This window comes from Hoeflea marina, assembly GCF_003182275.1.
GTDB lineage: Bacteria > Pseudomonadota > Alphaproteobacteria > Rhizobiales > Rhizobiaceae > Hoeflea > Hoeflea marina.
The window spans coordinates 1-16,519 of sequence record NZ_QGTR01000005.1 but is presented as its reverse complement, the minus strand read 5'-3'; the positions used below and the strand labels follow the sequence as shown (position 1 = coordinate 16,519).

Below are 16,519 nucleotides of genomic sequence, written 5' to 3'. Positions count from 1 at the left end.
TGATGTGGCCGCGTCCTCTTGTTGTCGCAGGCATCGGGCTCGCTTGTTGGCCGGATTGGCGCTATTGTCAACGCATGCAACCTGCCCGCAGCCTAGCCGACCCGTCACGATTTCCCGGATGGTCCGGATGGATGGAATCCTGCGCCGGCGCGATGACCCGGCTCATCTATCCTCCTGTCTGCGCCGGATGTTCGGTGATGACATTCGACCATGGCGCCCTGTGCGCGAAATGCTGGAGCACGGTGACGTTCATCGAGCATCCGGTCTGCGAGGTCACGGGCCGGCCATTCGATCACGACCGCGGCGATGGCCTGGTCTCGCCCGAGGCCATCGCCGATCCGCCGCCCTATCGCAGGGCCAGGGCGGCCGTGCTTCATGAGGGGGCCGCGCGAAAGCTGGTGCACGGACTGAAGTATTCCGACCGCGCCGATCTGGCGAAGCTGATGGCTGCCTGGATGGTCCGGGCCGGGCGCGATGTTCTCGACGACAGTGATGCGGTGATCGCAGTGCCGCTGCATCGAGGCAGGATCCTGATGCGGCGCTACAACCAGTCCGCCGAACTGGCGCGTCATGTCGCTCACCTGTGCCGCAAGCCGCATCTCGCCGGTGTGTTGCAGCGGACCCGCGCCACGCGTCCCCAGGTTGGCCTGGGATTGCGGGCCAGGCAGGACAATGTGCGCAGCGCATTCGAGGTGCGTCCCCGTCACATGCACGGGGTCGCAGGCCGCCGCATCCTGCTCATCGACGACGTGCTGACCACCGGTTCAACGGTCAACGCGGCGACGAAGGCGCTCCTGAAGGCCGGAGCGGCGCAAGTCTCGGTGCTGACATTCGCCAGGGTTGCCACCGGCGGAGTCGAGACCCTATATGCATGAGTACCAGTTCCAGCAAAGCCCCGGAGGCCCGAATGGTCGATGTAACGCTCTATACCCGTCAATTCTGTGGCTACTGCACGGCCGCCAAGCGCCTTCTTGAGACAAAGGGCGTGGACTACACCGAGCATGACGCCACCTCGTCGCCGGACCTGCGCCAGGAGATGATGGCGAAAGCGAATGGCCGGGCGACGTTTCCGCAAATCTTCATCGGTGGCGTGCATGTGGGCGGTTGCGACGATCTGCACGCGCTGGACCGGGCCGGCAAGCTCGACCCGATGCTGAAGGGGGCCTGAACCGATGACCGAACTCGTTGTCGCCGCCATCCAGATGTGCTCGGGGATCGACCCCGCCAACAACATTGTCGTGATGGAGCGCCTGGTCCGGGAGGCGGCCGCGCGCGGCGCCTCCTATGTGCAGACGCCCGAAATGACCGGCGCCATCCAGCAGGACCGCAAGGCGCTGTTTGCTTCGTTGAGCACCGAAGAGGACGACGCCGTGGTCCGGGCCGCCTCGCGCCTGGCAGCGGAGCTGGGGATATTTCTCCATCTCGGATCGACCGGCGTGGACGCGGGCGACGGCATGGCCGCCAATCGCGGCTTCGTGTTCGATCCCCGTGGGAGGAAGATCGCCAGCTACGACAAGATTCACATGTTCGACGTGGATCTCGACGGCGGCGAGAGCTGGCGCGAAAGCACCGCCTACCGCCCCGGGAGTCTCGCGGTCAACGCCGACATGGACGGCATGCTGATCGGCATGGGCATCTGCTACGATGTCCGGTTCCCGCAACTGTTTCGCGATCTTTCGCTGGCGGGAGCGTCGATCCTGACCGCTCCGGCGGCGTTCACCCGGCAGACCGGCATGGCGCACTGGCACGTGCTGCAGCGGGCCCGGGCGATCGAGAACGGCGCCTTCATGATTTCGGCGGCGCAGGCAGGCAGGCATGAGGATGGACGGGAAACCTATGGGCATTCGCTGATCATCGATCCGTGGGGCAGGATTGTCGCGGAGGCCGAGACCGACGAACCGGGCGTGGTGCTGGCGAAAATCGACATCTCCGCGGTCGCAGCCGCCAGGGCGAAGATACCCAACCTGAAGAATGCGCGTCCCTACCGCATGGCCGAGGTCGTGACCGGGAGCGTACGGGAGCGGGTGGCTTGATACGGTTCTCGCTCAGCTGCGGTCAGGAGCATGAGTTCGAGGCCTGGTTCGGTTCCAACGATGATTTCGACAGCCAGAAGCATCGCGGCCTGGTCAGTTGTCCGGTGTGCGGATCGGCCGATGTGACCAAGGCCCTGATGGCGCCGGCGGTGCCTGCCCCCTCGAAGCGGGAGGAGCGGCCGCTGGCGATGGATCCGAACCGCCGAGAAGTGATGCGCAAGCTGCGCGAGATGGTGCAAAGCGTCCGGGCCAGTTCCGAGGATGTCGGGGATCGGTTCCCGGAGGAGGCGCGCAAGATCCATCATGGCGAGGCCGAAGCCCGCGGCATCATCGGTCGCGCCACGGGGGACGAAGCCAGGTCGCTGATCGACGAAGGTATCGAGATCGCGCCCTTGCCGGAGTTTCCCGAGGAGAAGATCTGAGTTGGCCGCTTCGCACCATCTGGCCATGTACAATTTCGGCCTGCATGTGGCCGCCTATGACCAGCCCGAGGTGCTCGGATTTCGCCTGCGCGAGCCACTGAACTTTGCCGCCGCCGAGCGCGCGGCAGGTTTCGTGGGGCGCTCGGGCTATGACGGGGAAGCCGGACCGGCAAGCTGGGGCGTGCAGGTCTTTCCGCGCTTCATCTAGGGAAGCGGGTTCGAATCGGGGCCGTCCTCGCTGTCGCTCTGGATCGATATCGAGAGCCTGATGGCCTTCTCCTACAACGGCGTGCATGCCGAAGCGCTGAAGAACGCACGGTCGTGGAACCGGAAGAACCCCTGGCCGCCTCTGGTGCTGTGGTGGGTGGACGCGGGTCACGTGCCGCATTGGGTGGAGGCGGTGCCGCGCCTGGAGCGGTTGCATGATCACGGACCGGGTCCGGGCGCATTCACATTCAAGCAGCCTTATGGCCCAGACGGCTCGCCGACGGTGATTGACCGCGTCCGCGCAAGGGCTACGGCGGTCGAGAACGAAGCCGGACAGCGGGAGCTGATGGCCAGGGTCGCGGCGCTGCCAGTCTGATCCGGCGGGCTGCGCCTGCCGTCAGATCCCGGATGCGGAAGGCCGCTGGGCGAGCAGCATGTAATTGACATCCATGTCCCTGGACAGGTTCCACTGGTCCGACAGCGGATTGTAGAAGACGCCGCTGCGGTCGATGACGGCCATGCCGGCCGCCGCAAGCGGCCCTTCGATCTCTTCCGGACGGACCAGCTTCTCGTATTGATGGGTGCCGCGCGGCAGCCATCGCAGCACATATTCGGCGCCGATGATGGCAAGCGCCATCGCCTTCATCGTGCGGTTGATGGTGGCGACGAACATCAGTCCGCCCGGCTTGACCATGTCGGCGCAGGATTTCAGGAACAGCTCGACATCGGCGACGTGCTCGATGACTTCCATGTTGAGCACGATGTCGAAGCGTTCGCCACCGGCGGCCAGATCTTCCGATGTCGTGGCGCGGTAATCGATGTCGAGACCGCTCTGGACGGCATGCAGGCTGGCAACCTCTATGTTGGTGCGAGAGGCATCGGCACCAACCACCTCTGCGCCCATTCGCGCCATCGGTTCAGCCAGCAGACCTCCGCCGCAGCCGATATCGAGCAGGCGGAGCCCAGCCAGCGGCTTGTCCGACCGCGGATCGCGGCCGAAATGGGCGGCAACCTGGTCGCGGATATAGGCGAGGCGAACGGGGTTGAACTTGTGCAGCGGCCGGAACTTGCCGGTCGGGCTCCACCACTCCGCCGCGATTCGCGAGAAACGCTCGACTTCGCCGTCGTCTATGGTCGTGCGCGCGGTTTCGCTCATTGCAGTCTCCCGGGTTCGGATGCTGCTATTGAAGTCGGTCGAAGCGGGCGGCTTGTCAAGGGCAGCCAATGCCGCGGCGGACCCGCAAAGCGTCGTGTTGCAGATCAACATTTTTTTGGGTAAGAGACCGCCAACTTCCGCTCCCTCAACCGGGGCGGTTTTTATTGCCCGGCAGCGGGCGTCCAGAATTGCCCGCAGTCGGGCCATCTTACCGGAATTGAGCCATGGCCCGCATCGTGATGAAGTTTGGCGGCACGTCTGTTTCCGATCTTGACAGGATCCGCAATGTGGCCCGCCACGTCAAGCGCGAGGTTGATGCCGGACACGAGGTCGCCGTCGTGGTCTCGGCCATGTCCGGCAAGACAAACGAACTGGTCAACTGGGTGCAGTCGATGCCGAAGGTGGCCGGCGCCGATGCCTCGTTCTACGATGCGCGCGAATATGACGTCATCGTGTCGTCCGGTGAGCAGGTCACGAGCGGTCTGCTGGCGATCGCGCTGCAATCGATGGGTGTGGATGCCCGCTCCTGGCAGGGCTGGCAAATACCGGTCAAGACCGACAATGCCCATGGTGCAGCCCGCATCCAGGAGATCGACGGCGCCGAGATGATCCGGCGCATGGGGCTGGGGCAGGTGGCGGTGGTCGCAGGCTTCCAGGGCATCGGTCCGGACAATCGCGTGGCGACCCTGGGGCGCGGCGGCTCGGATACAAGCGCTGTGGCAATCGCCGCGGCCGTGAAGGCCGATCGGTGCGACATCTATACCGATGTCGACGGCGTCTACACCACGGATCCGCGCATCGAACCCAAGGCACGGCGGATGAAGAAGATCGCCTTCGAGGAGATGCTCGAAATGGCGTCGCTGGGGGCCAAGGTCCTGCAGGTCCGCTCGGTGGAACTGGCCATGGTGCACAAGGTCCGGACATTTGTCCGTTCCAGTTTCGTAGACCCGGATGCGCCGGGAATGGGGGATCTTCTCAATCCGCCCGGTACTCTCATTTGTGACGAGGAAGAAATCGTGGAACAGGAAGTTGTCACCGGCATCGCTTACGCCAAGGACGAGGCCCAGATCTCGCTGCGCCGTCTTGCCGACCGGCCGGGGGTTTCAGCGGCGATCTTCGGGCCATTGGCCGAATCCCGCATCAATGTCGACATGATCGTGCAGAACATCTCCGAGGATGGCTCGCGCACCGACATGACCTTCACGGTCCCGTCCGGGGATGTGGACAAGGCGCTTGCCGTGCTCAACGAGCAGCGGCAGACCATCGGTTTTGATGCCATCCAGAACGAATCTGGCCTCGCCAAGATCTCGGTGATCGGCATCGGGATGCGCAGCCATGCGGGCGTGGCCGCCACCGCCTTCCGCGCGTTGGCCGACAAGGCGATCAACATCAAGGCGATCACGACCTCGGAGATCAAGATCTCGATCCTGATCGATGGCGCCTATGCGGAACTCGCGGTGAGGACTTTGCATTCGGTCTACGGTCTGGATAAGACTTGAACCGAAGGGATCGTGAGGCGGGCACCGGAGCATCCTCAGGTCAGGCGGAACCGCCAGGGCAGAGACCAGATGTTTTGGATTCAAGGTGTCAGAGCGTACCTTCTGCGTCCGGCCGGACGCACATCGCTCTAGCCGCAGTTAATCCCCCGGCCATACCGGCTGGCGGCACACGCAAATTGGGAGAATGCACGCGATGAGAGACCTATCCACGGGTCCACGCGTCCTTCTCAGGCGGCTGCGCGAATTGATGGCGGAGCCCCTTGAGCCGCAGGAGCGCCTGGACCAGATCGTACGCCAGATAGCGTCCAACATGGTCGCGGAAGTGTGCTCTTTTTACGTGTTGCGCGCCGACGGGGTGCTGGAGCTGTTCGCCACCGAAGGTCTTAACAAGGCCTCGGTGCATCTGGCGCAGTTGAAGATGGGGCAGGGGCTTGTCGGCACGATCGCCGCCAGCGCCCGACCGCTCAATCTGTCCGACGCCCAGTCCCATCCGGCCTTCACCTATCTGCCGGAAACCGGCGAAGAGATCTTCAACGCCTTTCTTGGCGTGCCGATCCTGCGCGCCGGCCGCTCGCTTGGCGTGCTCGTCGTGCAGAACAAGGCGCATCGCAAGTACCGCGACGAGGAGATCGAGGCGCTCGAGACCACCTCGATGGTGCTGGCCGAGATGATTGCCACCGGTGAACTCAAGAAGATCACCAGCTCCGGAATCGAGCTGGATCTGACGCGGCCGGTGTCCATCAACGGCGATTCCTACGGTGACGGCATCGGGCTCGGCTATGTGGTGCTGCACGAGCCGCGGATCGTGGTCACCAACCTGCTCAATGACGACATCGATGCGGAGCTGGCGCGGCTCGAGGATTCGCTCGGATCGCTGCGCATGTCGATCGATGACATGCTGTCGCGCCGCGACGTCTCCATGGAAGGCGAGCACCGCGCGGTGCTGGAAGCCTACCGCATGTTCGCCCATGACCGCGGCTGGGTACGGAAGCTCGAGGAGGCGATCCGGAACGGGCTGACCTGCGAAGCGGCGGTGGAGAAGGTGCAGAGCGACACGCGCGCCCGCATGATCCACATGACCGACCCCTATATCCGCGAACGCCTGCACGATTTCGACGATCTTGCAAACCGACTGCTCAGGCAGCTGACCGGGTTCGCGCCCGGCGGCGCGAGCCTGCCTGACGACGCCATCATCGTGGCCCGGGCGATGGGGGCGGCGGAGCTTCTCGACTATCCTCGCGAATCTATCCGCGGACTGGTGCTCGAGGATGGAGCGGTCACCAGCCATGTGGTGATTGTCGCCCGCGCGATGGGAATTCCCGTGGTGGGGCAGGTCCACGGGATCGTGTCGCTGGCTGAAAACCGCGATTCGATCATCGTCGATGGCGAGGACGGCATCGTCCATCTGCGACCGGTGCCGGACCTTGAAAGCGCCTATGCCGACAAGGTGCGGTTTCGCGCCAAACGGCAGGAGCAGTTCCGCGCGTTGCGCGAAGTGCCTTCCGTGACCAGGGACGGCAAGCCGATCACCCTACAGATGAATGCCGGGCTGCTGGTCGACCTGCCGCAACTGGCCGAATCGGGCGCCGACGGAATCGGCCTGTTCAGGACCGAGCTTCAGTTCATGATCGCCTCCACCATGCCCAAGATGGACGAGCAGGAAAGCTTCTACCGCAATGTGCTGCGCCAGGCGGGCGATCATTCCGTGACCTTCCGAACGCTCGATATCGGCGGCGACAAGGTGGTTCCCTATTTCCGCTCGGCGGATGAGGAGAATCCGGCGCTCGGCTGGCGGGCGATCCGGCTGTCGCTCGACCGTCCGGGCCTGCTGCGAACCCAGCTGCGCGCGCTGCTGCGGGCGGCGGCAGGCGGCGAACTCAAGCTCATGCTGCCGATGGTTACCGAGGTCAACGAACTCAGGCTGGCGCGCGAGCTCCTCAACAAGGAGGTCCGGCACCTGTCGCGCTTCGGCCACCAACTTCCAAAGACGCTGCAGTTTGGCGCCATGCTGGAGGTGCCGAGCCTGTTGTGGCAGCTGGATGAACTGATGGCCGAGGTCGATTTCGTTTCTGTGGGCTCGAACGACCTGTTCCAGTTCGTCATGGCTGTCGACCGCGGCAACGCCCGTGTCGCCGATCGTTTCGACACGATGGGCCGGCCTTTCCTCAGGGTGCTCCAGCAGATCGTCAGCGCTGCCGAACGCACAGGAACTCCGTTGACGCTGTGCGGCGAAATCGCCAGCAAGCCGCTGTCGGCGATGGCGCTTCTCGGCATCGGTTTCCGGTCGATCTCGATGTCGCCCTCCTCGATCGGCCCGGTCAAGTCGATGCTGCTGTCACTCGACCTCGCCAAGCTGCAGGAGGTGCTGCTGCCGGCAATCGCCGACACCCAAAGCGACAAGACAATTCGGGAAATCCTGGCGGATTTTGCCGACTCCAACGGCGTGAGCCTCTGAGGCACCAAACGGCATGGCACAATTACCGACTGAGAAGATTCGCGGGCTTGAGCGCCGGTTCGGCGAGATCGAGGCCCGCATGTCGGCGGGGCCGGAGGCGGATGTCTATGTCAAACTGGCTTCCGAATATTCCGAACTGCAGCCTCTGGTCGCCCAGATCCGGGAACTGACCCGGGCCGAGGAGGAGAAGGCCGGGCTGGAAGCACTGCTCGCGGACCGCGCGACCGACCGCGACATGCGCGAGCTGGCCGAAACCGAACTGCCCGAGATCAAGGACCGCATCGAGCAGATCGAGCAACAGATCCAGATCATGCTGCTGCCCAAGGATGCGGCGGACGAACGCAGCGCCATCGTCGAAATCCGTGCCGGCACCGGCGGCTCGGAGGCGGCCTTGTTCGCCGGCGAGCTGTTCCGGATGTATGAGCGCTATGCCGCCTCGCGCGGCTGGAAGGTCGAAGTGCTCTCGGCGAGCGAGGGCGAGGTCGGCGGCTACAAGGAAATCATCGCCACGGTTTCCGGCCGCGGCGTGTTCGCGCGGCTGAAGTTCGAGTCCGGAGTGCATCGCGTGCAGCGCGTGCCGGAGACCGAATCGGGCGGTCGGATCCACACCTCCGCCGCGACCGTCGCCGTGCTGCCGGAGGCCGAGGACATCGACATCGACATCAGGCCCGAGGACATCCGGATCGACACGATGCGGGCGTCAGGCGCGGGCGGGCAGCACGTCAACACCACCGATTCGGCGGTGCGCATCACCCACATGCCCTCGGGCATCGTGGTGACCTCGTCGGAAAAGTCCCAGCACCAGAACCGCGCCAAGGCGATGCAGGTGCTGCGGGCCCGGCTTTACGACCGTGAGCGGGCGCGCGCCGACGACGAACGATCGGCCAACCGCCGCAGCCAGGTGGGATCGGGGGACCGGTCCGAACGGATCCGGACCTACAATTTCCCCCAGGGCCGGGTGACAGACCACCGCATCAACCTGACGCTCTACAAGCTCGACAAGATGATGATCGGCGAAATCGACGAAATCGTCGATGCGCTGATCTCCGACCATCAGGCCGGCCAGCTGGCCGAGCTCGGCAGCCATGACGGGGGCTGAGCGGGAACCCGCCACGCTGGGCAGCCTGCTGGGAGAAGCGCGCTCCGCCTTGCGGGCGGGTAAAGTGGCGACGCCTGATCTGGACGCGCGGCTGCTCGTGAGCGGCCTGCTCGATGTGACGACGACGGCGCTGCTGACGCAGGCCGACGCGCCGGTCAGGCCGATCGACGCGGTCCAGGTCCGCCGCGCCGTCGCCGAGCGCCTCAGGGGCCGACCGGTGCACCGGATTCTCGGGTTCCGCGAGTTCTACGGCCAGCGCCTGCTGCTGTCGGCCGAGACACTGGAGCCCCGTCCGGACACCGAGGTGCTGGTCGATGCGGTGTTGCCGCATGTCCGTGCGGTTGTCGATGCCGCGGGCAGCTGCGCGATCGCGGATCTCGGCATCGGAACCGGGGCCATAGGGCTGGCGCTGCTTGCCGAGGCACCCGCCGCCACCTGCCTCGGCATCGACTGCTCGGCGGACGCCGTGGCCACGGCGACGGCCAATGCGACGGCGCTGGGACTGGAATCGCGCTACCGCGCGGCGGTGGGCGACTGGCTCGGCGGACTCAGTGAACGCTTCGACATCATTGTGTCAAACCCGCCCTATATCGTCACGGCAGACATCGAACGCCTCGCCGCGGAGGTGCGGTTGCACGATCCGCTGGTGGCGCTGGATGGCGGGCCTGACGGACTGGCCGCCTACCGAAGCATCGCGGGGCAGGTGGAGGCGCACCTCAAGCCGGGCGGCCTGGTGGCCGTGGAGATCGGCGAGGGCCAGGGGCGCGACGTCACCGCGATCTTCGCTGCTGCCGGCTTCACGCTGGCGCGCAGTCACGCAGACCTGTCGCGCATCGAGCGCGTCCTGGTGTTCAGCGATGGGCGGGTTGCCCTTTGAGTTCTGAGGCTTTCGGCGGATAGGGCAAGAAAAGGCTTGGAATCGCCGGAAAACCTGTCTAGGTTCCGGGTCAGCGCCGGATTGCAGGTCTTGAAGAAGATTCGATCCGAAGTGGCTCGGTTTCCTGAAACACCCCAAGCGGGTGGTGATTCACAGGGCAGCCTCCGGTGCGGGTATCTTTTTTTAAGACCCAGAACAGCAACGGGTTCGTTTCAACGGACTTTGATTGCAGCGCTACCTGCGCGCCGGATGTCGGTGCGGGAGCCAAAACCAGATTTTCAGAAACATAACCAGGTGAATTAGGAATGAGGCCAGGACAGCAAAACAAGCGCGGGCGCGGACGTAGCGGAAGCGCCGGCGGCAGCGGCAACAACAACAGCAGCAGCAACAACAGCAACCGCAAAGGCCAGAATCCGCTTTCCCGTTCCTATGACAGTTCCGGACCGGATGTGAAGATTCGCGGCACGGCGCAGCATGTGGCCGAAAAGTACATGAACCTCGCCCGTGATGCACAGAGTTCCGGCGACCGCGTGATGGCCGAAAACTATCTTCAGCACGCAGAACACTACAATCGGATCATTTTCGCCGCCCAGGCGCAGTTGCAGGAGCGCTTCCAGCGCGATGATCGCGACCAGCAGCGCGACAGCAATGACGGCAGCTATCAGAGCGGCGACGGCGACAACGACGACAACGGCAATGACGACGACGACATGGACTCCGGCCAGTCGACCAACCAGAGCTATGATGACCAGCGCTTCAACGGCCAGAGCGACCGCCAGACCGATCGTCAGAACAACGGCAACGTCCAGCAGGACCGCTCCGGCAGCAGCCAGGACGGCCGCCAATCCGACAGGCAGCCTGAGCGTCAGTCCGACCGCCCGGAGCGCACCGAGCGGGCAGAGCGCTCGGAGCGTGCCGAACGGCAGCCTGAACGCGCTCCCCGTGCGGCACGGGAACGGCCTGCGGCCCTCCAGAAGGATGTGGCGGCAAAGCCCGTGTTTGATTCCAATTCACCGCAGCCAGTGATCGACGGAGTCCCGGCGGAAGTCGCCATCGAACAGGACAATCCGGGGACGGCGGGCGCCGCCCGGGCGCCGGTTCGCCGCCGCGGCAGGCCACGGCGGGTTCGCACCGACGAGGGCGACCAGGGAGGATCTGCGGACACCGCTCCCGCAACGGAAGTCGCGCCGGCCGATTGACGTCCGAGCCGACAATCAGGGTTTGGGAGCCGCCTCCCTCGCAGACCGCGCGGGATCTGGGCAATCAGTCTGAATGGCCGCATCGGCGAAGATGCGGCCATTTTCACGAGATGCATCGGCACCGATGGCGGTGGTCAACGTTGCTTCTACCGGCGCGCACCGGCGATCGAATGGCGGTCGATGCCCCGGCGTCGCCCGGCCAGCAATCGGGACAATGGCGGTTCGTTCCACCCCTCGGTCCGTATCACAGATGGTCGGGAGAGCGGCAACGGAATTCCCTGCCGGGTTCTTGCACCCCAGGGCCCAGAGCGCCGCAGTCCGGCTTGGGAGGAGGGCCCCCAGACCGCAGCGTCCGATTCGTTTCCGTCCGGTTCTTCTCCGGTTGCGGTTTTGCGCGCGGGCAGTCTTCCGTTTTGAATTCGCGATCCCCATATCTCAGTCATCAACGGGGCTTGCCGCATCAGGGAGCCCTTTCCGGAACCAGTGTCTCGTGCCTGAAGGGCGGGGCATGCAAAGGAGCAGTCATGAATATTGAGAAATACTCCGAACGGGTGCGCGGCTTCATCCAGTCGGCGCAATCGCGCGCCCTGGCCGACGGGCATCAGCAATTCACCCCCGAGCACATGCTCAAGGTCCTGCTTGACGACGACCAGGGCATGGCGGCCGCACTGATCGACCGCTCCGGCGGCCGTGCGGCGGATGCACGGCTTGCCAATGATGCAGCGCTGGCCAAATTGCCCAAGGTTACCGGCGGCAACGCGCAGATCTATCTCTCGCAACCGCTGGCAAAGGTGTTTTCCAGCGCAGAGGAACTGTCGAGCAAGGCCGGCGACAGTTTCGTCACGGTCGAACGGCTGCTGATGGCGCTCGCCATCGAGCCTTCCGCCTCCACCTCCAAGTCGCTGGCGAAGGCCGGAGTGACCGCCCAGGGCCTAAACCAGACCATCAACGACATTCGCAAGGGCCGGACCGCCGACAGCGCCTCGGCCGAACAGGGATTCGAGGCGCTCAAGAAGTATGCCCGCGATCTCACCGCGGCCGCCCGCGAGGGCCGGCTGGACCCGGTTATCGGCCGTGATGACGAAATCCGCCGCACCATCCAGGTGCTGTCGCGGCGCACCAAGAACAATCCGGTGCTGATCGGCGAACCGGGCGTCGGCAAGACCGCAATCGCTGAAGGCCTGGCGCTGCGAATCGTCAACGGCGATGTGCCCGAGGCGCTCAAGGACAAGAAGCTGATGGCTCTCGACATGGGCTCGCTCATTGCCGGGGCCAAGTATCGCGGCGAGTTCGAGGAGCGGCTCAAGGCGGTGCTGTCGGAAATCCAGTCCAACGACGGACAGATCATCCTGTTCATCGACGAGATGCACACGCTGGTGGGCGCGGGCAAGGGCGAGGGCGCCATGGATGCCTCCAACCTCCTCAAGCCGGCCCTGGCGCGGGGCGATCTGCATTGCGTCGGCGCCACGACGCTCGATGAGTACCGCAAGCATGTGGAAAAGGATCCGGCTCTCGCACGCCGCTTCCAGCCGGTGATGGTCAACGAACCGGCGGTCGAGGACACGATCTCGATCCTGCGCGGGCTCAAGGAAAAATATGAGCAGCATCACAAGGTGCGGATCAGCGATTCGGCCCTTGTTTCGGCCGCCGTGCTGTCCAACCGCTACATCACCGACCGCTTCCTGCCCGACAAGGCCATCGACCTGATGGACGAAGCTGCGGCAAGGCTGCGGATGCAGGTTGATTCCAAGCCCGAGGAACTCGACGAGCTCGACCGCCGCATTATGCAGCTCAAGATCGAGCGGGAGGCACTGAAGAAGGAGACCGACCAGGCATCGCGCGACCGGCTCGAGCGTCTCGACCAGGATCTCACCGATATCCAGGAGAGGTCGGACGCGCTGACCGCCCGCTGGCAGGCCGAAAAGCAGAAGCTGGGACTGGCGGCCGATCTCAAGCAGAAGCTCGACGAGGCCCGCAACGAACTGGCGATCGCCCAGCGCAAGGGAGAGTTCCAGCGCGCCGGGGAACTCGCCTACGGGGAGATCCCCGCGCTCGAGCGGCAGCTGGCGGAATCAGAAGCCCATGGTGATGAGGCCGGCATGGTCGAGGAGACCGTCACGCCCGATCACATCGCCCATATCGTCTCGCGCTGGACCGGCATTCCGGTCGACCGCATGCTCGAGGGTGAACGCGACAAGCTGCTCAGGATGGAAGACGAGATCGGCAAGCGCGTGATCGGCCAGGGCGAAGCGGTGCAGGCCGTGTCGAAGGCGGTGCGGCGTGCCCGCGCCGGCCTGCAGGATCCCAACCGGCCGATCGGGTCGTTCATCTTCCTCGGACCCACCGGGGTCGGCAAGACCGAGCTCGCCAAGGCGCTGGCCGAATTCATGTTCGACGACGAGACGGCGATCAACCGCATCGACATGTCGGAATACATGGAGAAGCATTCGGTCTCGCGGCTGATCGGCGCGCCTCCGGGCTATGTAGGCTATGACGAGGGGGGAGCGTTGACCGAAGCGGTCCGGCGCAAGCCCTATCAGGTGATCCTGTTCGACGAGATCGAAAAGGCGCATCCCGACGTGTTCAACGTGCTGCTGCAGGTGCTCGACGACGGCCGGCTGACCGACGGCCAGGGCCGCACCGTCGACTTCCGCAACACGCTCATCATCATGACGTCCAATCTGGGGGCCGAGTATCTGGCTGCGCTGGGGGACGATCAGGATGCCGACGTGGCCCGCGACGACGTGATGGCGGTGGTGCGCTCGGCCTTCCGTCCGGAGTTCCTCAACCGGATCGACGAGATCATCCTGTTCCATCGTCTGCGCCGCTCGGAGATGGGGGCGATCGTCGAGATCCAGCTCCGGCATCTCAGCAGGCTGCTGGCGGATCGCAAGATCAGCATCGAACTTGATGCGGGCGCGCGCGAATGGCTGGCCGGCAAGGGCTATGATCCGATCTACGGTGCACGGCCGCTCAAGCGCGTGATCCAGAAGAAGGTTCAGGACCCGCTGGCCGAGAAGATCCTCGCCGGCGAGATCCCCGACGGAACGCTTGTCACCGTGACGAACGGGTCGGACCGGCTGGTCTTCGTTACCCGGCCGCTGGACGAGCCGGGGGACGCCGACGACCGGACGCAGGCTGCCTGAAGCGGCGGCCATCGCTGATCGACAAGGGCGGGCTTGACCCGCCCTTGTCATATCCTGCAACGATCGTCGCGAGACCCCGCCTGCGGGTCATTCAGCGGCTGGCGACCTCGGCTTCCGACGGCTTGATGTCGAGCAGCGTGTTGATGCGGTCGCGTTCGCGCCCGAACATCGCCAGGGCATCCCCCTTGAGCGATTTGCCGTCGGGCAGCCGGACCCGCATCGGGTCGACCTTGGTGCCGTTGACGATGAGCTCGTAGTGCAGATGCGGTCCGGTTGACAGTCCCGTGGTGCCGACCCAGCCGATCACCTGGCCCTGGCGCACCTGGGCGCCGGGCTTGACGCTCTTGGAGATGGCGCTCTGGTGATTGTAGGACGAGACATAGCCGTTGGCGTGACGGATCAGCGTCTGGTTGCCGTAGCCACCGGAATCCCAGCCGGCCTTGACTACGGTTCCGTTGCCGGCGGCGATGATCGGCGTCCCGCGCGGCGCGGCCCAGTCGGTGCCAGTGTGCATGCGGCTGTAGCCGAGGATCGGGTGCCTCCGCATGCCGAAGCCGGAGCGGAACTTGCCGTTGGGAACCGGGTTGCGAAGGAGGAACTGGCGCGCGCTGCGGCCGCTTTCGTCATAATAATCGATCGTATTGTCTTCGGGATGCTGGAAACGGTAGAGCCGCGCGTTGTAGTTGCCGAACTTGGCGTTGACGAACAGCAGCTCCGAATCATCTCCCGCATCGCCGTTCTCATCGGCGACTGAGAAGAAGGCTTCGAGCGTGTCGGACGGGTGCAGTTTGGCCTCGAAATCGACATTGCTGGCCAGCATGCGGATGATCTGGCCGATCATGTCGGTGGTCATGCCGTAGGAAAGGCCGGCGCGGTAGATGCCGTCATAGACGTCGGCAAGATCGCGGTTGCCCGACACCGCCACCGGGTTCTCGTTCAGCGCGGCGGAGACGGCATCCATCCGTTGCGGCTCGTTGCCGACGACGAAAGTGCCGCGATCGGATTCCGCCACGGTCACCAGGTGGTTGCCGTTCTCGTAGACGCTGATCCGGATGATCCGTGATGACGTGCCGGTCTGCAGCACGCCCAGTCGCAGCACCGTGCCGGCGGGAATCATGTCGGCATTGATCTGTCCGGCGAGCGCAAGCCTGGCGGCGGCGAACTGCGCCTCCTCGTAGCCGGCAGCCAAGAGCACGTCGGTGCAGTCGGCCGCCTCGCGGACAGGGAGGATGTCGTCGATGAATTCGGGAGATTGCTGCTCGGTCGATGGCGCATAAGAGGCCACGGAGACGTTTTCTGCTATCACCCGCGCATTGAGGCCAGCCGAGAAGTCGAGATCGAAGGCGTGGGTGCCGAAGCGCCGCGGGTCGACATAGTAAAGCGAGGCCAGTTGCACATTGCCGTCGGTGAGCACCGAGCCATTGGTGCGCACGGTCTCCTCGACCTCGTCGAGCGTCATCGAGGCGGCGTATGGGCGTCCGGCGACATCAAGCGGAAAGTCCGAGGTTCGCAGACTGATCTCGGAATCGACGTCGGCGCCATAAATCAGCCCGGTGCGCACGGAACTGGCCGCGTCGGTGTCGCCGGTGGCAAAGATCTTGAGCGGGTCGAACTTCGGGTAGCTCCTGGGCTGTGGATGACTGGCCGCCAGCGCCATCTTGATATGGGCGAAGGGCTGCTTGCGGACCACGTCGCGGTCGCCCTCGCGCACCATTGTCGAGACCTCCATGATCTCGCGATCCACCGGCTTGGCGGTGACGACCGGCTGCACCAGGCGACCACCCTTCTCGACGGTGCCGGTGTCGCGGCTTGCCATCTCTACCGCGGCCAGCGCCTCGGCGGGGAAGGCGAGCTGTTCGCGCCCCTCGAGGGCACCGAAGAGAGCCACGCCCATCAGCAGGCTCGACGTGATCCCCGTCATGAAGGTGCCCGACAGCCAGCGCAGCGATATCTCGCGACGGTCCGGCGGCTTGCGACCGTCGGCCAGCAGCGCAGGCTGGTCGCCCATCTGCCGCACCAGGAACTGTTCGGACGTGATCAAATTTACAGTCTCTCCCTAGCGGTCGCGCGGACCGGCCTCCTGCCAGCCAAGATGTGCCCCCGCAATGACCCTGTTGTCAAATCCGGTCAGTGCAGACGGCCCGGCCTGCAGGGCCGAGTCCATGGCGCCGCAATGCCCGGCACCGCGGTCGCCGATCTCTAGCGGGAAATCGGGCGCCTGTAAGGCGAAAACGGGCACTTTGGCACCTTATTCCTATAGGGCGCCCGATTGCATGCCGGGCAAACCCCAGGCGAGCTGGTGCGGCGCACAAAAATTCGCAGAAAATGACGGATTCGTGAAATTGGTTGTTGACAGTTTGGGAGGGTGGGGCCTATAAACCGCTCAGACAACGAGGGCGGGGCGCCGCTGGCGGCCAAGAAGTTCG

At 64.8% G+C, this 16,519-nt stretch carries 13 protein-coding genes and 1 pseudogene; 11 read left to right on the top strand and 3 right to left on the bottom strand.

All coding sequences use genetic code 11. The features are described 5' to 3' along the window. Nucleotides 1-74 precede the first annotated feature (74 nt). The 5 genes and pseudogenes from DFR52_RS18285 to DFR52_RS18265 all read left to right on the top strand — a co-directional run bounded on the left by DFR52_RS18285 (nucleotide 75) and on the right by DFR52_RS18265 (nucleotide 3,038). On the top strand, nucleotides 75-875 hold the full coding sequence (locus DFR52_RS18285; protein WP_425351221.1) for a ComF family protein: 801 nt from the start codon (nucleotides 75-77) through the stop codon (nucleotides 873-875). Nucleotides 876-907: 32 nt separating this feature from the next. Further along, nucleotides 908-1,168: a glutaredoxin 3 gene (gene grxC, locus DFR52_RS18280; protein WP_110033467.1), complete on the top strand. Its 261-nt coding sequence runs from the start codon at nucleotides 908-910 to the stop codon at nucleotides 1,166-1,168. A gap of 4 nt (nucleotides 1,169-1,172) precedes the next feature. Continuing rightward, nucleotides 1,173-2,033 (top strand): carbon-nitrogen hydrolase family protein, encoded by an 861-nt coding sequence (locus tag DFR52_RS18275; protein WP_110033466.1) that lies wholly within the window; start codon nucleotides 1,173-1,175, stop codon nucleotides 2,031-2,033. Beyond that, nucleotides 2,030-2,455 (top strand): DUF1178 family protein, encoded by a 426-nt coding sequence (locus tag DFR52_RS18270; protein WP_110033465.1) that lies wholly within the window; start codon nucleotides 2,030-2,032, stop codon nucleotides 2,453-2,455. The genes DFR52_RS18275 and DFR52_RS18270 overlap by 4 nt, the downstream gene beginning before the upstream one ends. 25 nt (nucleotides 2,456-2,480) lie before the next feature. Next, nucleotides 2,481-3,038: pseudogene (locus tag DFR52_RS18265) on the top strand (DUF3291 domain-containing protein). A gap of 21 nt (nucleotides 3,039-3,059) precedes the next feature. On the opposite strand, the gene ubiG reads toward DFR52_RS18265, so the two are convergent. Then, nucleotides 3,060-3,818, bottom strand: coding sequence for a bifunctional 2-polyprenyl-6-hydroxyphenol methylase/3-demethylubiquinol 3-O-methyltransferase UbiG (ubiG, locus tag DFR52_RS18260; RefSeq protein WP_110033464.1), 759 nt, complete (start codon nucleotides 3,816-3,818; stop codon nucleotides 3,060-3,062). 224 nt (nucleotides 3,819-4,042) lie between these two features. On the opposite strand from ubiG, the gene DFR52_RS18255 reads away from it, so the two are divergent. The 4 genes from DFR52_RS18255 (at nucleotide 4,043) to prmC (ending at nucleotide 9,748) form a co-directional block, all read left to right on the top strand. Beyond that, nucleotides 4,043-5,317, top strand: coding sequence for an aspartate kinase (locus DFR52_RS18255; protein ID WP_110033463.1), 1,275 nt, complete (start codon nucleotides 4,043-4,045; stop codon nucleotides 5,315-5,317). 193 nt (nucleotides 5,318-5,510) lie between these two features. Continuing rightward, the gene (ptsP, locus tag DFR52_RS18250; protein ID WP_110033462.1) at nucleotides 5,511-7,772 is read left to right on the top strand and encodes a phosphoenolpyruvate--protein phosphotransferase; all 2,262 of its coding nucleotides are present in this window, start codon (nucleotides 5,511-5,513) and stop codon (nucleotides 7,770-7,772) included. Nucleotides 7,773-7,785: 13 nt separating this feature from the next. Continuing rightward, nucleotides 7,786-8,871 (top strand): peptide chain release factor 1, encoded by a 1,086-nt coding sequence (gene prfA, locus DFR52_RS18245; protein WP_110033461.1) that lies wholly within the window; start codon nucleotides 7,786-7,788, stop codon nucleotides 8,869-8,871. Continuing rightward, entirely contained in the window at nucleotides 8,858-9,748 is an 891-nt protein-coding gene (gene prmC, locus DFR52_RS18240) for a peptide chain release factor N(5)-glutamine methyltransferase (RefSeq protein WP_110033460.1), read from the top strand. The genes prfA and prmC overlap by 14 nt, the downstream gene beginning before the upstream one ends. A 70-nt stretch (nucleotides 9,749-9,818) precedes the next feature. On the opposite strand, the gene DFR52_RS24630 is transcribed toward prmC, so the two are convergent. Beyond that, a complete protein-coding gene (locus DFR52_RS24630) occupies nucleotides 9,819-10,151 on the bottom strand; it encodes a hypothetical protein (RefSeq protein ID WP_170132308.1) in 333 nt (110 codons plus the stop codon). Between DFR52_RS24630 and DFR52_RS18235 the strand changes: the two genes are divergently transcribed. Both DFR52_RS18235 and clpB read left to right on the top strand, forming a co-directional pair. Continuing rightward, nucleotides 10,054-10,947 (top strand): DUF4167 domain-containing protein, encoded by an 894-nt coding sequence (locus DFR52_RS18235; protein WP_110033459.1) that lies wholly within the window; start codon nucleotides 10,054-10,056, stop codon nucleotides 10,945-10,947. The two genes, DFR52_RS24630 and DFR52_RS18235, sit on opposite strands and share 98 nt — an antisense overlap. A gap of 524 nt (nucleotides 10,948-11,471) precedes the next feature. Next, on the top strand, nucleotides 11,472-14,093 hold the full coding sequence (gene clpB / locus DFR52_RS18230) for an ATP-dependent chaperone ClpB (protein WP_110033458.1): 2,622 nt from the start codon (nucleotides 11,472-11,474) through the stop codon (nucleotides 14,091-14,093). Nucleotides 14,094-14,184: 91 nt separating this feature from the next. On the opposite strand, the gene DFR52_RS18225 is transcribed toward clpB, so the two are convergent. Continuing rightward, nucleotides 14,185-16,131, bottom strand: coding sequence for a M23 family metallopeptidase (locus tag DFR52_RS18225; protein WP_110033773.1), 1,947 nt, complete (start codon nucleotides 16,129-16,131; stop codon nucleotides 14,185-14,187). Nucleotides 16,132-16,519: the final 388 nt, after the last annotated feature.

Bases quoted from the DNA above. Each gene is read 5' to 3' on its own strand.
- DFR52_RS18285 (WP_425351221.1), top strand. From the start codon at position 75: ATGCAACCTGCCCGCAGCCTAGCCGACCCGTCACGATTTCCCGGATGG.
- DFR52_RS18255 (WP_110033463.1), top strand. From the start codon at position 4,043: ATGGCCCGCATCGTGATGAAGTTTGGCGGCACGTCTGTTTCCGATCTT.
- ubiG (WP_110033464.1), bottom strand. From the start codon at position 3,818: ATGAGCGAAACCGCGCGCACGACCATAGACGACGGCGAAGTCGAGCGT.
- DFR52_RS18275 (WP_110033466.1), top strand. From the start codon at position 1,173: ATGACCGAACTCGTTGTCGCCGCCATCCAGATGTGCTCGGGGATCGAC.
- grxC (WP_110033467.1), top strand. From the start codon at position 908: ATGGTCGATGTAACGCTCTATACCCGTCAATTCTGTGGCTACTGCACG.
- clpB (WP_110033458.1), top strand. From the start codon at position 11,472: ATGAATATTGAGAAATACTCCGAACGGGTGCGCGGCTTCATCCAGTCG.
- DFR52_RS18235 (WP_110033459.1), top strand. From the start codon at position 10,054: ATGAGGCCAGGACAGCAAAACAAGCGCGGGCGCGGACGTAGCGGAAGC.
- prfA (WP_110033461.1), top strand. From the start codon at position 7,786: ATGGCACAATTACCGACTGAGAAGATTCGCGGGCTTGAGCGCCGGTTC.
- prmC (WP_110033460.1), top strand. From the start codon at position 8,858: ATGACGGGGGCTGAGCGGGAACCCGCCACGCTGGGCAGCCTGCTGGGA.
- ptsP (WP_110033462.1), top strand. From the start codon at position 5,511: ATGAGAGACCTATCCACGGGTCCACGCGTCCTTCTCAGGCGGCTGCGC.